Annotated in this window: 14 protein-coding genes; 9 read left to right on the top strand and 5 right to left on the bottom strand. The window is 69.9% G+C overall.

Annotated elements, in window-relative coordinates:
• The first annotated feature begins 5 nt into the window (after positions 1-5).
• Complete coding sequence (locus tag AQI94_RS22760; protein WP_159050643.1) at positions 6-1,652, top strand: recombinase family protein; 1,647 nt, start codon at positions 6-8, stop codon at positions 1,650-1,652.
• 89 nt (positions 1,653-1,741) lie between these two features.
• On the opposite strand, the gene AQI94_RS22765 is transcribed toward AQI94_RS22760, so the two are convergent.
• The 3 genes from AQI94_RS22765 to AQI94_RS22775 form a co-directional block, all read right to left on the bottom strand.
• The gene (locus AQI94_RS22765) at positions 1,742-2,713 is read right to left on the bottom strand and encodes a pirin family protein (protein ID WP_031037965.1); all 972 of its coding nucleotides are present in this window, start codon (positions 2,711-2,713) and stop codon (positions 1,742-1,744) included.
• Positions 2,714-2,826: 113 nt separating this feature from the next.
• Positions 2,827-4,773: a hypothetical protein gene (locus AQI94_RS22770; protein ID WP_031037968.1), complete on the bottom strand. Its 1,947-nt coding sequence runs from the start codon at positions 4,771-4,773 to the stop codon at positions 2,827-2,829.
• 177 nt (positions 4,774-4,950) lie between these two features.
• Positions 4,951-5,427, bottom strand: coding sequence for an SseB family protein (locus tag AQI94_RS22775; protein ID WP_031037970.1), 477 nt, complete (start codon positions 5,425-5,427; stop codon positions 4,951-4,953).
• A gap of 121 nt (positions 5,428-5,548) precedes the next feature.
• Between AQI94_RS22775 and AQI94_RS22780 the strand changes: the two genes are divergently transcribed.
• From AQI94_RS22780 to AQI94_RS45075, 6 genes are all read left to right on the top strand, one after another.
• Positions 5,549-6,349, top strand: a complete 801-nt coding sequence (locus AQI94_RS22780) for a dioxygenase family protein (protein ID WP_031037971.1) — start codon at positions 5,549-5,551, stop codon at positions 6,347-6,349.
• Between the two features lie 129 nt (positions 6,350-6,478).
• Positions 6,479-8,305, top strand: coding sequence for an acyl-CoA dehydrogenase (locus AQI94_RS22785; protein ID WP_031037974.1), 1,827 nt, complete (start codon positions 6,479-6,481; stop codon positions 8,303-8,305).
• An 87-nt stretch (positions 8,306-8,392) separates the two neighbouring features.
• Positions 8,393-9,688, top strand: coding sequence for a M18 family aminopeptidase (locus tag AQI94_RS22790; RefSeq protein WP_031037976.1), 1,296 nt, complete (start codon positions 8,393-8,395; stop codon positions 9,686-9,688).
• Between the two features lie 68 nt (positions 9,689-9,756).
• Positions 9,757-9,999 carry a DUF6458 family protein gene (locus tag AQI94_RS22795; protein WP_031037977.1) on the top strand — a complete coding sequence of 81 codons (243 nt, stop codon included), beginning with the start codon at positions 9,757-9,759 and terminating at the stop codon, positions 9,997-9,999.
• Positions 10,000-10,287: 288 nt separating this feature from the next.
• The gene (locus AQI94_RS22800) at positions 10,288-11,328 is read left to right on the top strand and encodes a glycosyltransferase (protein WP_031037979.1); all 1,041 of its coding nucleotides are present in this window, start codon (positions 10,288-10,290) and stop codon (positions 11,326-11,328) included.
• A gap of 35 nt (positions 11,329-11,363) precedes the next feature.
• Entirely contained in the window at positions 11,364-11,522 is a 159-nt protein-coding gene (locus AQI94_RS45075; RefSeq protein WP_020119422.1) for a hypothetical protein, read from the top strand.
• A gap of 3 nt (positions 11,523-11,525) precedes the next feature.
• Here the strand turns inward: AQI94_RS45075 and AQI94_RS22805 are convergent, their stop codons facing one another.
• Both AQI94_RS22805 and AQI94_RS22810 read right to left on the bottom strand, forming a co-directional pair.
• Positions 11,526-13,364 (bottom strand): NHL domain-containing thioredoxin family protein, encoded by a 1,839-nt coding sequence (locus AQI94_RS22805; RefSeq protein ID WP_031037981.1) that lies wholly within the window; start codon positions 13,362-13,364, stop codon positions 11,526-11,528.
• Positions 13,361-13,786, bottom strand: coding sequence for a cupin domain-containing protein (locus AQI94_RS22810; RefSeq protein ID WP_031037983.1), 426 nt, complete (start codon positions 13,784-13,786; stop codon positions 13,361-13,363). Before AQI94_RS22810 ends, AQI94_RS22805 begins: the two co-directional genes overlap by 4 nt.
• Before the next feature lie 52 nt (positions 13,787-13,838).
• Between AQI94_RS22810 and AQI94_RS22815 the strand changes: the two genes are divergently transcribed.
• Together AQI94_RS22815 and AQI94_RS22820 are read left to right on the top strand one after the other, a co-directional pair.
• Positions 13,839-14,846: a GlxA family transcriptional regulator gene (locus AQI94_RS22815; RefSeq protein ID WP_031037985.1), complete on the top strand. Its 1,008-nt coding sequence runs from the start codon at positions 13,839-13,841 to the stop codon at positions 14,844-14,846.
• A complete protein-coding gene (locus tag AQI94_RS22820; RefSeq protein ID WP_031037987.1) occupies positions 14,843-15,340 on the top strand; it encodes an LURP-one-related/scramblase family protein in 498 nt (165 codons plus the stop codon). Before AQI94_RS22815 ends, AQI94_RS22820 begins: the two co-directional genes overlap by 4 nt.
• Positions 15,341-15,351 lie beyond the last annotated feature (11 nt).

Below are 15,351 nucleotides of genomic sequence, written 5' to 3' on the forward strand. Positions count from 1 at the left end.
CCGGCATGGCGATTCACGCCGGGATTTACGTACGCCAGTCGGAACGTCAGGTCACCGGCAGTGAAGCCAGCACCACCACCCAACGCGAGGAGTGCGTCAAGGCCGCGGAGGGATGGGACCTTCCGCCGGACCACATCGAGGTGTACGAGGACCTGGGCGTGAGTGCCTTCAAGGACGTGGCACGCCCTGCTTACGAGCGACTGCTTCGCGATGCCCGAGCCGGTCGCGTCAACGTGATCGTGGTTCATTACATGTCCCGCCTCAGCCGGAGGACCGCGGCGCAGACAATCAGCGAACTCCGTCCACTTCTCATGAACCGGGTCCGGATCGTCAGCGTCGGCGAGCATCGCGAGTTTCACGCCGACGACCAGTCCGCCCTCGAGGAACTCCTGTTCAAGCTTCAGGCCGGCCACGAAGAGAGCCTGAACAAGAGCCAGGCGATCAGAGCCGTCAAGGCACTGGAAGCGAGTTTGGGCGGTTACACGGGTAAGGCCCCGTTCGGCTTCACGCTCGCCCACGAGATCCGCAGGTCCACCGATGGAAGGCCGGTCAACGTCAAGATCCTGACACCCGACGCGGAGCACGAGGCGCCGATCGTCCGCCGTATCGTGGAAATGGTCGAGGGCTGGATCGCCGCGGGGGACACATCGGGTACGTGCTGGAAGCTGGCCCGGCAACTGGAAGCCGAAGGGCTCCTGACGCGTGGCAGGAGGACCGCACAGCGACGCGCGGACGCATCCTGGGACGGATCCACCGTCAGACGCATTCTGACGGACCCGCGTATCGCCGGATTCGCCTGTGAGAGCGTGTACGGCACCCGGCGCGACGGCACACCGAGCAACAAGGTCGCCGAGTACCGGATCGTCCGGGACACCCACGGCGTCCCCCTCCCGGCATACGAGCCGATCGTCAGTCCCGAGCGTTGGTATCGCGTGCAGGACTGGGTCGGGGTCCGTCACCCCGGCGGAGGGGACCGGCAGAGCCGACCCTCAGGTGTCCTCTCCGCGATGGAACTCCTCTACTGCGAGTGCGGGGCGTACATGACGCACGGCGGAACCGGCTCCAGGAAGCACTACAGATGCCGCCGCCGGACTGCGCAGCCGGGCCAGCACACGGGAGACGTGACCATCGGGGCGAAGGGGATCGAAGAGTATCTCGCCCGCCAGGTTCTCGCCGTGATCGCGACACCAGGAACCGATGAGGCGGCCCACACCGTCCTCGCGATCGCTTCGGCGCGATATGCGAGTGACCAAGAGCGCCAGGAGCCCCCACAGATCGCGGAGGAGCGTGACTGGCTCCTCGCCGAGCGAGCGAACCTTCGTCTCGCGCGACGACAGCAGCATGCGGAGAGTCCGGAAGACCATGCGCTCGCGGAACGCATGAGGACACTCGATGCCCGCATCGCAGGACTGGGAGCCGACGAGGTCGAACTCCCCCGTGGCGCCTGGCTGCCACAAGACGGATCAGATCCCATCAGCACCGGCTCATGGTGGAATCAGGCCACCCGAGACGACAAGCGCGGCTTCTTCCGACTCTTCCTGGACCGAGTGGAAGTGCGCAAGGCCTACCGCTGGGCCGGACAAAGCGTGCCCACCGGGTCACGCGTCCGCGTCACTTGGGCCGGCGGGATCGACCTCGACGTACTGCCGTAGCACCAGGGCAGACGAACAGAAACAGGGCCCGAAGCGCCTTGGAGACTTGCGACTTCGGGCCCTGCCCTACCTGACGGACCTTCGCGCCTCTACAGGCCGCCCTCCGACATGCCGTGCACGGCGGGGATCGTCCCCAGCCGGCCCTTCTGGAAGTCGTCGAACGCCTGCTGGAGTTCCTCGCGGGTGTTCATGACGAACGGGCCGTAGTGGGCCATCGGCTCGCGGATCGGGCGGCCGCCCAGGAGCACTACCTCCAGGTCCGGCGCGTTGGAGTCCTGCTTGTCGTCCGCGCGCACGGTCAAGGACGAACCCGAGCCGAAGACCGCGGTCTGGCCCAGGTGGATCGGGCGGCGCTCGGCGCCGACGCTGCCGCGGCCCGCCAGGATGTACGCGAGGGCGTTGTAGTCCTCACTCCAGGGCAGGGTGATCTCCGCGCCCGGCGCCAACGTGGCGTGGATCATCGTGATCGGGGTGTGGGTGATACCGGGACCCTGGTGACCGTCCAGCTCGCCGGCGATGACGCGGAGCAGCGAACCGCCGTCCGGCGAGGTCAGCAGCTGCACCTGACCGCCGCGGATGTCCTGGTAGCGCGGGTCCTTCATCTTGTCCTTGGCGGGCAGGTTCACCCAGAGCTGCAGACCGTGGAAGAGACCGCCGGACTTCACGAGCGACTCGGGCGGCGTCTCGATGTGCAGCAGGCCGGAGCCCGCCGTCATCCACTGCGTGTCCCCGTTGGTGATGGTGCCGCCCCCACCGTTGCTGTCCTGGTGGATGAAGGTGCCGTCAATGATGTACGTGACCGTCTCGAAGCCACGGTGCGGATGCCACGGGGTCCCCTTCGGTTCGTTCGCCCCGTAGTCCACCTCCCCCATCTGATCCATCATGATGAACGGATCAAGGTGCCGGTAATGGATCCCCGCGAACGCCCTGCGCACCGGGAATCCCTCGCCCTCGAAGCCACTCGGCGCGGTCGTCACGCCGAGGACGGGACGGGCCACCGCGTCCGCCGTCGCGGTCACGCGCGGCAGGGTCAGCGGGTTGTCGACAGTCACTGCAGGCATGTCGGTACCTCCTCGTGGTGCGAGTTTAGTTGAGCGTTGAACTTTCTGCCACCCCTAACGGAGAAAGCCCGGAGGGCATTCCCTCCGGGCCGCTCCGTACAGGCCGTACCGCGTCAGTTGCTGAAGTACAGGTACTTCCATGCCCCGTACGTCGTCGAGTTCACGGTGTCGCCGGAGGAGCCGTTGACGTACACCGACCGCATCCGCGCCCGGATGCCGGACTCACCGGCCGCCGGGAGCGTGACGGCCGACTTTCCGTTCGAGCCGAGCGAGAAGTACTCCGAGTCCGCCGAGTACCAGGTGCCCTGGTAGTAGACCTGGAGGTCGAAGCGCTGCTGACGGCCCGGGTAGTAGGTCATCGTCGTGGTGAGCAGCGGGTCGGTGTTCTTGTGGAACCAGTAGTACGAGGTCGAGCCGATCTTCGCCGTCTTGTAGTGCTTGGAGACGGCCGTGGAGATCCTGACCCGGGCGTACGCCGTGGACGCCACCGTCTTCGGCTTGTACCGGGCGTCGCCCGAGAAGACCGCGGTGACCTTGGTGTCACGGGTCATGTCCACCACGGCGGAGATGTTGCCGTCGGCGTTGACGTTGCCGGTCTTGATCAGCTTCTTGGGCTTGTCGCCGCCGAAGGGGTCGGCGTAGATCGAGACCGAGCGGTTCTTGTAGGTCGTGCCGAGGTGCGCGGTGAACTTGACGTCGGTGCCGTAGTTGTACAGCTTGCCGTTGTTGTTCAGGCTCAGGGAGGTGGAGGCGCGGGAGACCTCGACGCTGTCGGAGGCGGTGACCGTGGTGTGCGTGGCGTCGCCCGCGTACTTCACCGTGTAGGTCACCTTGCCGCCGGCCGGCGGGGTGTTGGTGAAGGAGTAGGTGCCGTCGGCCTTCACGGTGACGGCGGGCAGCGCCTTGCCGCTCGGGCTTTCCAGGTCGGTGCGGGTGACCGAGACCCGGGCGCCGGCGGGCAGCGGCACCGTGGCCGAGAGCTTGCCGGTGACGGTGAGCGTCTTGGCGCGGGTGGCGGTGGCGGGGGCGTTGACCGTGAGGGTGGGGACGTTGAGGTTGGGGTCGGTGAGCGCCTTGACCGTCCAGCCGGCGCTGCCCACGACGAGGGCGAAGACCCGGGAGGAGTCGCCGGCCCAGGTCACGTCGGCCGCGGGCTGGGTGCCGGTGCTGTAGGTGCGGACCGGCCGTGTGGCGTCCGGGCGGTAGATCGCGACCTTGGTGCCGGTGACCTGGGCGATGAGGCCGCTGCGTCCGACGTCCGCGAGCTGTCCGCCCGGGTAGGCGCCGGCCTTGGTGAGGTTGCCGTTCGCCCAGGCGTGCCGGTCGGTGCCGTTGACGAGCAGCTGGTCGTTGCCCGCGACGAGGTCGATGTCGCCGAGGCCGTCGTTCAGCTCGTACGAGTTGTCGTTCCAGGCGATCACCTTGGGCGTGCCGCCGGACACGTCGAGGACGCCCTCGGTGCCGGTGGAGTCCCCGGTCTCGCCGACGGCCAGCAGGCCGGGCCGCAGCGGGTCGGTGTCCAGCAGGGCCTGCCCCCACAGTCCGCTGCCCGTTCCCTCGGTCGGGAGCTGGGTCAGCGCCACCGGGTCGGCGCCGGTCGTCGGGTCCACGGCCGGGTCGACCGAGCCCAGGTCGCCGTCCCACTGGTCGCCGTAGCTGAACCAGACCTTGCCGCCGGCGAAGGCCACGTGGCGTGGGCCGGTGTTGGTGGCGACCGGGTAGCGGGCCTTGACCTGGAGGTCGGCCGCGTTCAGGGCGACGATCTCGTGGCTGGTGGGCAGGGCCGCGTAGAGGGTGGCGCCGTCGTCGGAGACGGCGAGGTCGGCGGCGTTGTCGAGGCCGGAGGCCTGGGCGACGAGGGTGCCGTTGTAGTCGGCGGCCAGGATCTGGCCGTCGGCCTGGTCGCTGACGAAGACCCGCCGGAGGGCGTCGTCGACGACGAGGCCGCCGGGGCTGGTGACCACGGCGGAGGCGGCCGACGCGGTGCCGGCGGCGGCGACGCCGAGCGCCACCGAGCTGAACATGACCGCGAGCGCCGTCGCGGCCGAGGTGCTGCGCATGCGCACAGTGATGAACCCCCACAGAGAATCCCGGTGGTGCCGGGAGAGCTGAAAGCGCCGCGCGGCGTCCGGACGCTGTCCGCCGTGGGGCGGGGCGTGCGGGGCGCGGCTGCCGGAGGGAACTCTATGGCATGGCTGTGACAATCGAACGAGAATTTCGAACTCGCTGAGCGGCGGCTATCCGTACATGCGTCGCATCGCGAACTCGACCATCTGCTCCACGGCCTTCGCGTCGAAGACGATCCGGTGCTCGCCCTCCATGTCGAGGACGAAGCCGTAGCCCGTCGGCAGCAGGTCGAGGACCTCGGCGCCGGTGATGACGAAGTACTTGGACTCCTTGCCCGCATACCGCCGCAGTTCCTTGAGCGTGGTGAACATGGGGATCACCGGCTGCTGGGTGTTGTGCAGGGCGAGGAAGCCGGGGTTGTCGCCGCGCGGGCAGTAGACCTTGGACGTGGCGAAGACCTGCTGGAAGTCCTCCGCCGACATCTGTCCGGTGGTGAAGGCACGCACCGCGTCCGCGAGGGAGGGCGGGGACGGCTCGGGGTACAGCGGCGGCTGCTGGCCGTACCCGCCCACACCGCCGCCCATGGGCTGCTGCGGCGGGACGCCGTACTGCTGCTGGGCACCAGCGCTCTGGTCGTAGCCGTACATGGGCGTAAGCGTACCGAGGGGGGCGGCCCCGGCGGGCGGCTACCGGTATCCGGGAAACCGACAGCGACCCGACAGCGGCCGGCCCTGGGTTCCGGGCGCCCTGCGCTCGTAGCGTCGGGGCATGCGCAGACACGATGACGACGAGGTCCACGAGCACGACCGAGGGCTCTCGCACGACCTGCCCGTACTCGCCCGGCGGCGGATGATCCGGCTGCTGGCGGGGGCGGGAGTGGCGCTCGTGCCTCTGGCGGGCTGCACCTCCGAGGACGGCTCCTCCGCTTCCGCGGCGGACTGTGCCGCCGTTCCGGAGGAGACGGCGGGTCCCTATCCCGGGGACGGCTCGAACGGGGTGAACGTCCTGAAGGAGAGCGGGGTCGTCCGCGGTGACATCACGCGCAGTTTCGGCGATTCCGCGGGCGGGACCGCCGAGGGTGTCTCCCTGACCCTGACGCTCACGGTCGTGGACGCCGACTCCGGCTGCGGGACCCCGCGCAAGGGCGCCGCCGTCTACGTCTGGCAGTGCGACCGCGAGGGCGGCTACTCCCTGTACACGGAGGGCGTCACCGACGAGAACTACCTGCGGGGCGTCCAGGAGACCGACGCGCGGGGGCGGGTGACGTTCACCAGCGTCTTCCCCGGCTGCTACCCGGGCCGCTGGCCGCACGTCCACTTCGAGGTCTACGGCAGCCTGGCGGACGCCACGACGGCCACCGCGATCACCAGCACCTCACAGCTCGCCCTGCCGAAGAACGTCTGCGACGCCGTGTACGCCACCGAGGGTTACGAGCGGAGCGTGGACAATCTCGGCCGGCTCTCCCTGGAGTCGGACAGCGTCTTCCGGGACGGGCACGACCAGCAGCTCGCGGCGGTCATGGGGAGCGTCGAGGAGGGATACAGGGCCTCACTGACCATCGCGGTGTGAACCGTCACAGATGGCCGGATCGGGGTTGCGACTTATTACCGACGGGTAGCATCATCGTAGCTACTTGTTGGTACGTGAACTAGCGCGAGGAACCAAGTGCCTCGCCGAACTCTTAACGGAGCCGTCGCCATGGGGCACTACAAGTCGAATCTGCGCGACATCGAGTTCAACCTCTTCGAAGTACTCGGGCGCGACAAGCTGTACGGCACCGGGCCCTTCGCGGAGATGGACGTCGAGACCGCGAAGAGCATCCTGGAGGAGCTGACCCGCCTCTCGGAGAACGAGCTGGCGGAGTCCTTCGCGGACGCCGACCGCAACCCGCCGGTCTTCGACCCCGAGACGAACACCGCGCCGGTCCCGGCGTCCTTCAAGAAGAGCTACAAGGCCTTCATGGACTCCGAGTACTGGCGGCTGGGCCTGCCCGAGGAGATCGGCGGCACCACCTCGCCCCGCTCCCTGATCTGGGCCTTCGCCGAGCTGATCCTGGGCGCCAACCCGGCTGTCTGGATGTACTCCTCGGGCCCCGCGTTCGCCGGCATCCTCTTCGAGGAGGGCAACGAGGTCCAGAAGCACATCGCCAAGGTCGCCGTGGAGAAGCAGTGGGGCTCCACGATGGTCCTCACCGAGCCCGACGCGGGCTCCGACGTCGGCGCCGGCCGCACCAAGGCGGTCCAGCAGGAGGACGGCTCCTGGCACATCGAGGGCGTGAAGCGCTTCATCACCTCGGGCGAGCACGACATGGAGGAGAACATCCTCCACTACGTCCTCGCGCGCCCCGAGGGCGCCGGCCCCGGCACCAAGGGCCTGTCCCTCTTCCTGGTCCCGAAGTACCTCTTCGACTTCGAGACCGGCGAGCTGGGCGAGCGCAACGGCGTGTACGCGACGAACGTCGAGCACAAGATGGGCCTCAAGGCCTCCAACACCTGCGAGATGACCTTCGGCGACCGCCACCCCGCCAAGGGCTGGCTGATCGGCGACAAGCACGACGGCATCCGCCAGATGTTCCGCATCATCGAGTTCGCGCGGATGATGGTCGGCACGAAGGCGATCTCCACGCTGTCGACGGGCTACCTGAACGCGCTGGAGTACGCCAAGGAGCGCGTCCAGGGTCCGGACCTCGCCAACTTCATGGACAAGACCGCGCCCAAGGTCACCATCACCCACCACCCCGACGTGCGCCGCTCGCTGATCACGCAGAAGGCGTACGCGGAGGGCATGCGCGCCCTGGTGCTGTACACGGCCTCCATCCAGGACGAGATCCAGGTCAAGGAGGCGGCGGGCGAGGACTTCAAGGCGCTGGAGGCGCTGAACGACCTGCTCCTGCCGATCGTCAAGGGCTACGGCTCCGAGAAGGGCTACGAGCAGCTCGCCCAGTCGCTGCAGACCTTCGGCGGCTCCGGCTTCCTGCAGGAGTACCCGATCGAGCAGTACATCCGCGACGCCAAGATCGACACCCTGTACGAGGGCACCACGGCGATCCAGGGCCAGGACTTCTTCTTCCGGAAGATCGTCCGCAACCAGGGCGCAGCCCTCAACTCCCTCGCCGAGGACATCAAGAAGTTCCTGGCGCTCGGCACCGGCGGCGAGGACCTGGCGGGTGCCCGTGAGCACCTGGCCAAGGCGGCCGTCGAGCTGGAGGCGATCGTCGGTCTGATGCTGACCGACCTCGCGGCCACCGAGCAGGACGTCAAGAACATCTACAAGGTGGGCCTGAACACCACCCGCCTGCTGATGGCCTCCGGTGACGTGGTCGTCGGCTACCTGCTCCTCAAGGGCGCGGCGATCGCGGCCGAGAAGCTGGAGACGGCGTCCGCGAAGGACCGGGCGTTCTACACCGGCAAGATCGCGGCGGCGAAGTTCTTCGCGGCCGACGTCCTGCCCGGCGTGACCCTGGCCCGCAAGGTCGCCGAGGGCGTCGAGCTGGACCTGATGGAGCTGGACGAGGCCGCGTTCTAGGACACATCTGTACAGCTGCACACGCTCGTCACGAGAGCCCGCTCCCATCGCCGGAGCGGGCTCTCGTACGTCGTTAAGGTGAACCCCATGAGCGCACCCCACCGCTTCGACCGCGGCCACACCGACGACCTCATGACCTTCCTGGCGGCGAGCCCCACGCCGTACCACGCGGTGGCGAACGCCGCCGAGCGGCTGGAGAAGGCAGGCTTCCGCCAGGTCTCGGAGACGGACGCCTGGGACGGGTCGAGCGGCGGCAAGTACGTGCTGCGCGGCGGCGCGATCATCGCCTGGTACGTCCCGGAAGGCGCGGCGCCCCACACGCCGTACCGCATCGTCGGCGCGCACACCGACTCCCCGAACCTGCGGGTCAAGCCGCTGCCGGACAGCGGGGCGCACGGCTGGCGCCAGGTCGCCGTGGAGATCTACGGCGGCCCGCTGATGAACTCCTGGCTCGACCGTGACCTGGGGCTGGCCGGCCGGCTGACCCTGCGGGACGGTTCGACGCGGCTGGTGAACGTGGACCGGCCGCTGCTGAGAGTGCCGCAGCTGGCGATCCACCTGGACCGCGCGGTGTCGTCGGAGGGTCTCAAGCTCGACAAGCAGCGGCACCTCCAGCCCGTCTGGGGCCTCGGTCACGATGTGTGCGACGGCGACCTGATCGCCTTCCTGGAGGAGGAAATGGAGCTCGGCGCGGGCGAGGTGACCGGCTGGGACCTGATGACGCACTCCGTGGAGGCGCCCGCCTACCTGGGCCGGGACAAGGAGCTGGTGGCCGGGCCGCGGATGGACAACCTGCTGTCCGTGCACGCGGGGACGGCCGCCCTGACCGCGGTGTCGAGCGGCCCGCAGCCGTCGTCCATCCCCGTCCTCGCCGCCTTCGACCACGAGGAGAACGGTTCGCAGTCGGACACCGGCGCGGACGGGCCGCTGCTCGGCGGAGTGCTGGAGCGGTCGGTGTTCGCGCGCGGCGGGTCGTACGAGGACCGGGCGCGGGCCTTCGCGGGGACGGTGTGCCTGTCCTCCGACACCGGGCACGCCGTGCACCCCAACTACGCGGAGCGGCACGACCCGACGCACCACCCGCGCGTCAACGGCGGCCCGATCCTGAAGGTCAACGTCAACAACCGGTACGCCACGGACGGTTCGGGCCGTGCGGTGTGGGCCGCCGCCTGTGAGCGGGCCGGCGTGCCGTTCCAGTCCTTCGTGTCCAACAACTCCATGCCCTGCGGCACGACCATCGGCCCGATCACCGCGGCCCGGCACGGGATCAAGACCGTCGACATCGGTGTGGCGATCCTGTCGATGCACAGCGTGCGGGAGTTGTGCGGCGCGGACGACCCGCATCTGCTGGCGAACGCTCTGGTGGCGTTCCTGGAGGGGTAGTTCGCGAAAAGTGGGGGTACCCGGATGTCCGGGCCGGAACGACCGGACCGGACAGGGAGGCGACACTCATGGGCCTCGGCGGGTGCATCATCCTCATCGCCGTGGGAGCAATCCTCACGTTCGCCACCGACTGGCACATGCAGGGGGTCAACCTCGACCTGGTCGGTGTGATCCTGATGATCGTGGGACTGATCGGCGTGACGACGTTCAGCAGCATCGCCCGGCGGCGGCGCGTGGTGGTACCGCCCACCACGTCGACGGTCGTCGAGGAGCGGCGCCGGGACGGATACTCCGACGGATACGGCGTGTAAGGGACATCGGGCCGGACGACGGACGCACAGGGCGACACAGACAACCGTGAGCAATCCGTAATCACGGTTGTCTTGTCCGCTTGTGTGGAAATAGTGAAAACTCGGGATCCTTGAGAGCCCGGGGGGTCTGCAGTGCCGGGCGTGAACCACCAGCACACCCGGGGGCTCCCCGTGCTCCACCCCACCACGACCATCGAGGCGCCCGGTCCGAGATCACCGCGCCCTCACCGGCACGCCGCCCGCCGCGCGCACGCCGCTCCCGACGAACTCGACCTTCCGACGCGCCTGGTGGCGCTGATACCGGCCCACAACGAACAGGACCGCATCGCCGACGCGATCCAGGGCCTGTGGCGGCAGTCCCGGCGCCCCGACCTGATCGTCGTGGTCGCCGACAACTGCACCGACGCCACCGCCGAGATCGCCGTCGCGTACGGCGCCCGGGTCTTCACCACCGAGGGCAACACGCACAAGAAGGCCGGCGCCCTCAACCAGGCCATCGCCTGGGTGCTGCCCCATCTGGAGGACCGCGACCTCTTGTTGGTGCAGGACGCCGACACGGTGCTCGCCCCCTCGTTCAGCGAGACGGCGATCGGCACCTTCAACCGCAAGGTCGGCGCCGTCGGCGGGGTCTTCTACGGCGAGGACGGCGGCGGGCTGCTCGGACTGCTCCAGCGCATGGAGTTCCACCGCTACGCCTGGGAACTGGAGCGCACCGGCGGCAAGGCCCAGGTGCTCACCGGCACCGGCACCATGTTCCGCGCCCGCGTCCTGCGCGAGGTGCGCGCCGCCCGCCGCGACGGACTGATCGGCGGCGGCCACGCCTACTACAGTCTCGCCTCGCTCACTGAGGACGACGAGATGACCAAGGCGGTCAAGACCCTCGGCTACCGGGCGATGTCCCCGGCCGGCTGCGCGGTCACCACCGAGGTCATGCCCACGCTGGGCAAACTGTGGCACCAGCGGCTGCGCTGGCAGCGCGGCGCCCTGGAGAACCTGCGCGACTACGGCTGGACGCGCGTGACCGCCCGTTACTTCCTGCAGCAGTTCCTCATGGGCTTCGGCGCGCTGTCCTTCCTGGTCTACCTGACCTACATGGTCACCTACACCACGCTGTACGGCTGGCCCGGCTTCTCGCCCTTCTGGACCGCGATCGGACTCGTCTTCGTGGTCGAGAAGACGGTCTCCGTGCGCCGCGCGGGACCCCGTGCCGTGCTGGTGGCGGCACTCATGGTGCCGGAGATGCTCTACGACCTTTTCCAGCACGCCGTCTACTTCTCCTCGCTGTGGGGCCTGTTGCGCCGCAGCGAGGAGAAGTGGGTGGCGACGTAACCCTCGGATATGTACCCCGCATAGGAGAAAAGCGCATGTACGGAAGAGTGATCGGTGCCGGCACGACCGGGGCCGGAGGCGCCACGCTGGCCGCGACCGGGCTGTGGCTGAACAGCATGGCGATGCTGGTGACCGCCACGACCTTGGTGGCGGCGGGGGTGGCGCTGTTCAAGCTGGTCCCGCGCCGGCGGTAGGGCCTACGCGTCCTCGTCCGCCGCGGCGAGGACCAGCGGCAGCCGGTCCGTTCCGGTCCGGGTCAGGCGGACCGGAACTCCCCAGTCCTGCTGGTGGACGTGACAGGCCGGGAACGCGGCGGAGCCGTCGTCGGACGGTGTGTCGCAGGACGCGGCCATGGCCGAGATGTGCAGGACGCCCTGCTCGATCGCGGGGTTCAGTTCGAGGGTGCGGGACAGGTCTGTTCCCGCACCCTCGCCGCATGTCAGCAGCCCGGGCGGGGTGGCGGAGACCAGCAGACGCGTCGAGGGGCCGTACCTGGTGTCCGGTTCCTGGCCCGGCGGAGCCTGGAAGACCACGTCCAACCGGAGCCTGCCGGGCGCCACTTCGGTGACCGCGCGCTGCGTGCGGTGGGCCGTCGGCTCGACGCGTGCGGCCTCCTCGGGCAGCCGGAGCCGGGTCAGCCGGTGCCGGGCCGACTCGACGACCACGATCTCGTCGCCGGCCAGGACCGCGCCGCTCGGCTCCCGCAGGTCCGTGGCGAGGGTGGTGACCTCGCCGGTCGCCGGGTCGTAGCGGCGCAGAGCGTGGTTGTAGGTGTCGCTGACCGCGACCGAGCCGTCGGGCAGCGCGGTGACACCCAAGGGGTGCTGGAGCAGGGCCTGTCCGGCGGCGCCGTCGCGGTGCCCGAAGTCGAAGAGGCCGGTGCCGACGGCGGTGTGGACGGCTCCGTCCAGGTCGACCCAGCGCAGGGCGGAGGTCTCGGAGTCGGCGAGCCACAGGCGCTCGCCGTCCGCCGCCACCGCGAGACCGGAGGGCTGGGCGAACCAGGCCTCCTCGCCGGGCCCGTCGACCAGGCCCTCGTTGGCGGTGCCGGCCACGGCCGCGACGGTCTCGTCGCCCGGGTCGTACGCCCACAGCTGGTGGACGCCCGCCATCGCGATCCACACCAGGCCGCGCCACACCGCCACGTCCCACGGGGAGGACAGATCGGTCTCGCGCGCGGGGCCGGCGGTGGGGGAGCCCCGCCACCACTGGCGTCCGGTGCCGGCCAGGGTGGTGACCTCGCCCGTCCCGAGGTCGAGGCGGCGCAGGGCGTGGTTGACGGTGTCGGCGACGACCACGGCGCCCTCGTCGAGCAGGGCCAGCCCCTGCGGCTCGCCGAACGCGGCCGACTCCGCCGTACCGTCGGCGAAGCCGCGCGCGCCGGAGCCGAACCGCCGTACGACGCGCTCCCCGTCCGCGGCGAACTCCACCAGTCGGTGCCGGGTGGTGTCGCTGACCAGGAGGTGCCCGGACGGCAGCACCAGCGCCTTGCCCGGGAAGCGCAGGGTGGTCGGCTCGGGCTCGGGCGGCACATACGGCCCGTCGCCGCGCCGCAGGGTGCCCTTCGCGCCGTGCTCGGCCTCCAGCTCCGTCACCAGCCGCTCGATCGCGTGCACATGCCCCTCACCGGCGTGCTGCGCGACCACGTACCCCTCCGGGTCGATCACCACGAGCGTCGGCCAGGCGCGGACCGCGTACTGCTTCCAGGTCGCGAGCTCCGGATCGTCGAGGACGGGATGCCCGACGCCGTACCGCTCCACGGCGTCCGCCACCGCCGCGTGCTCCGCCTCGTGCGCGAACTTCGGCGAGTGCACACCGACCACCACGACGGTGTCGGAGTGCTTCTCCTCCAGCTCCCTGAGCTCGTCGAGGACGTGCAGGCAGTTCACACAGCAAAAGGTCCAGAAGTCGAGGACGACGATGCGGCCCCGCAGGTCGGCGAGGGTGTACCGCTTCCCGCCCGTGTTCAGCCAGCCGCCCTTGCCGATCAGCTCGGGGGCCCGGACGCGGACGCGGCGGGGTGCGGAAGCGCTCATGGACCAAGAGTGCCACCAGGCACCGACAGTCGGCCCAGCGTGTGCCCCGTGGTCACGTCCACGTGGTCGGGGACCTCCTCGTGGCGGTCCCCGACCGTGGAGGTGCCGGTCGGTTCGAGCAGGAGGATGTCGGTGGGGACGGGGGCGTAGGGCTTGTGCTCGACGCCTCGCGGGACGGTGAAGACGGACGACCTGGGCAGGACGACCGTGCGCTCGCCGGCCGGTTCGCGCAGCGAGATGTGCAGTTCGCCGTCGAGGACCAGGAAGAACTCGTCGGTGTCGTCGTGGACGTGCCACAGGTGCTCGCCCTCGACGTGCGTGACGCGGACGTCGTAGTCGTTGACGGCGGCGACGATGCGGGGGCTCCACTGCTCGGTGAAGGAGGCGAGGGCGGCGGGCAGGGAGACGGGTTCGGTTGCCATGGCGTCATCGTGCGGGGTGGCCGGGACGGCGGACGAGTGCTAGGAATCGCATATGCCGCAAGGATCCTCTCAGTCGAGCTCCCGTCCGCACCGGGTCGCGGTGATCGTCGACGAGGGCACCAACCCCTTCGAAGTGGGCGTCGCCACCGAGCTGTTCGGGCTGCCGCGGCCCGAGCTGGGGCCGGCGGGGCCGCTGTACGAGGTGACCCTGTGCACGCCGACCCCCGGGGTGCGCATGAACCACGGCTTCTTCACGCTGTCCGGGGTGCCCGGTCTGGACGCCGTGGACGACGCCGACACCCTCGTCGTGCCCGGGCGGCCGGACAACGTCGTCCCGCGCGGGAGGGCCGTACGGGAGGCGATCCGCCGCACGCACGCGCGTGGCGCCCGGGTGATCAGCCTGTGCACCGGCAGCTTCGCGCTCGCCGAGGCCGGGCTCCTGGACGGACGGCGGGCCACCACGCACTGGATGTGGGCCGACGCCTTCCGCGAGCTGCATCCGCGGGTGCGGCTGGAGCCGGACGTGCTGTTCGTGGACGAGGGTGACGTCCTGACGGCGGCGGGCAGCGCGGCCGCGCTGGATCTCGGGCTGTACGTCGTGCGGCGCGACCACGGCGCCGAGGTCGCGAACGCGGTGTCCCGCAGGCTCGTCTTCGCCGCCCACCGCGACGGCGGACAGCGGCAGTTCGTGGAGCGGCCCGTGCCCGACGTACGGGACGAGTCGCTGGGCCCGCTGCTGGCGTGGGCGCGGGAGCGGCTGGGGGAGCCGTTGACCGTCGCCGGCCTCGCCGCCCGCGCGGCGGTCTCCCCCGCGACCCTGCACCGCCGTTTCCAGGCGCAGCTCGGCACGACTCCGCTGGCCTGGCTGACGGGGGAGCGGGTGGCACTGGCGTGCCGGCTCATCGAGCGCGGGGAGGAGCGGCTGGACGTGGTGGCCGCGCGGAGCGGTCTGGGGACGGCCGCGAACCTCCGCGCGCGCGTGCGGCGCGAGACGGGACTCAGCCCGTCGGCCTATCGGCGGCGTTTCGGGACCGGCGCCGGGGAAGCGGTAACGGCATGAGATTCCTCGTACGCGACCGGCTCCTCGGCATCGGTGACGACTACTGGATCGAGGACGACCGGGGCAACAAGGTCTTCCTCGTCGACGGCAAGGCCATGCGGGTCCGGGACACCTTCGAGCTGAAGGACACCCAAGGACGGGTCCTGATCGACATCCACCAGAAGATGTTCGCGCTGCGCGACACGATGGTGATCGAGCGGGACGGTGAGCCGCTGGCCAGGATCAGGAGGAAGCGCCTGTCGCTGCTGCGCAACCACTACCGGGTGGCCCTGGCCGACGGCAGCACCGAACTCGACGTCAGCGGCAAGATCCTCGACCGGGAGTTCGCCGTCGAGTACGACGGCGAACTGCTCGCGGTGATCTCGCGCCGGTGGCTGCACGTCCGCGAGACCTACGGCGTCGACATCGTCCGGGACGACGCGGACCCGGCGCTGCTCATCGCGGTGGCGGTGTGCGTGATCCACCTCGCCGAGAAGGACCGGGAGGACGACTGACCCGGCGATCG

The sequence above is a fragment of the Streptomyces pseudovenezuelae genome, assembly GCF_001513955.1.
Lineage (GTDB): Bacteria > Actinomycetota > Actinomycetes > Streptomycetales > Streptomycetaceae > Streptomyces > Streptomyces pseudovenezuelae.

Excerpts from the sequence above, each read along its gene's own strand:
- AQI94_RS22760 (WP_159050643.1), top strand. The coding sequence starts at position 6 with ATGGCGATTCACGCCGGGATTTACGTACGCCAGTCGGAACGTCAGGTC.
- AQI94_RS22765 (WP_031037965.1), bottom strand. The coding sequence starts at position 2,713 with ATGCCTGCAGTGACTGTCGACAACCCGCTGACCCTGCCGCGCGTGACC.
- AQI94_RS22770 (WP_031037968.1), bottom strand. The coding sequence starts at position 4,773 with ATGCGCAGCACCTCGGCCGCGACGGCGCTCGCGGTCATGTTCAGCTCG.
- AQI94_RS22775 (WP_031037970.1), bottom strand. The coding sequence starts at position 5,427 with ATGTACGGCTACGACCAGAGCGCTGGTGCCCAGCAGCAGTACGGCGTC.
- AQI94_RS22780 (WP_031037971.1), top strand. The coding sequence starts at position 5,549 with ATGCGCAGACACGATGACGACGAGGTCCACGAGCACGACCGAGGGCTC.
- AQI94_RS22785 (WP_031037974.1), top strand. The coding sequence starts at position 6,479 with ATGGGGCACTACAAGTCGAATCTGCGCGACATCGAGTTCAACCTCTTC.
- AQI94_RS22790 (WP_031037976.1), top strand. The coding sequence starts at position 8,393 with ATGAGCGCACCCCACCGCTTCGACCGCGGCCACACCGACGACCTCATG.
- AQI94_RS22795 (WP_031037977.1), top strand. The coding sequence starts at position 9,757 with ATGGGCCTCGGCGGGTGCATCATCCTCATCGCCGTGGGAGCAATCCTC.
- AQI94_RS45075 (WP_020119422.1), top strand. The coding sequence starts at position 11,364 with ATGTACGGAAGAGTGATCGGTGCCGGCACGACCGGGGCCGGAGGCGCC.
- AQI94_RS22805 (WP_031037981.1), bottom strand. The coding sequence starts at position 13,364 with ATGAGCGCTTCCGCACCCCGCCGCGTCCGCGTCCGGGCCCCCGAGCTG.
- AQI94_RS22810 (WP_031037983.1), bottom strand. The coding sequence starts at position 13,786 with ATGGCAACCGAACCCGTCTCCCTGCCCGCCGCCCTCGCCTCCTTCACC.
- AQI94_RS22815 (WP_031037985.1), top strand. The coding sequence starts at position 13,839 with ATGCCGCAAGGATCCTCTCAGTCGAGCTCCCGTCCGCACCGGGTCGCG.
- AQI94_RS22820 (WP_031037987.1), top strand. The coding sequence starts at position 14,843 with ATGAGATTCCTCGTACGCGACCGGCTCCTCGGCATCGGTGACGACTAC.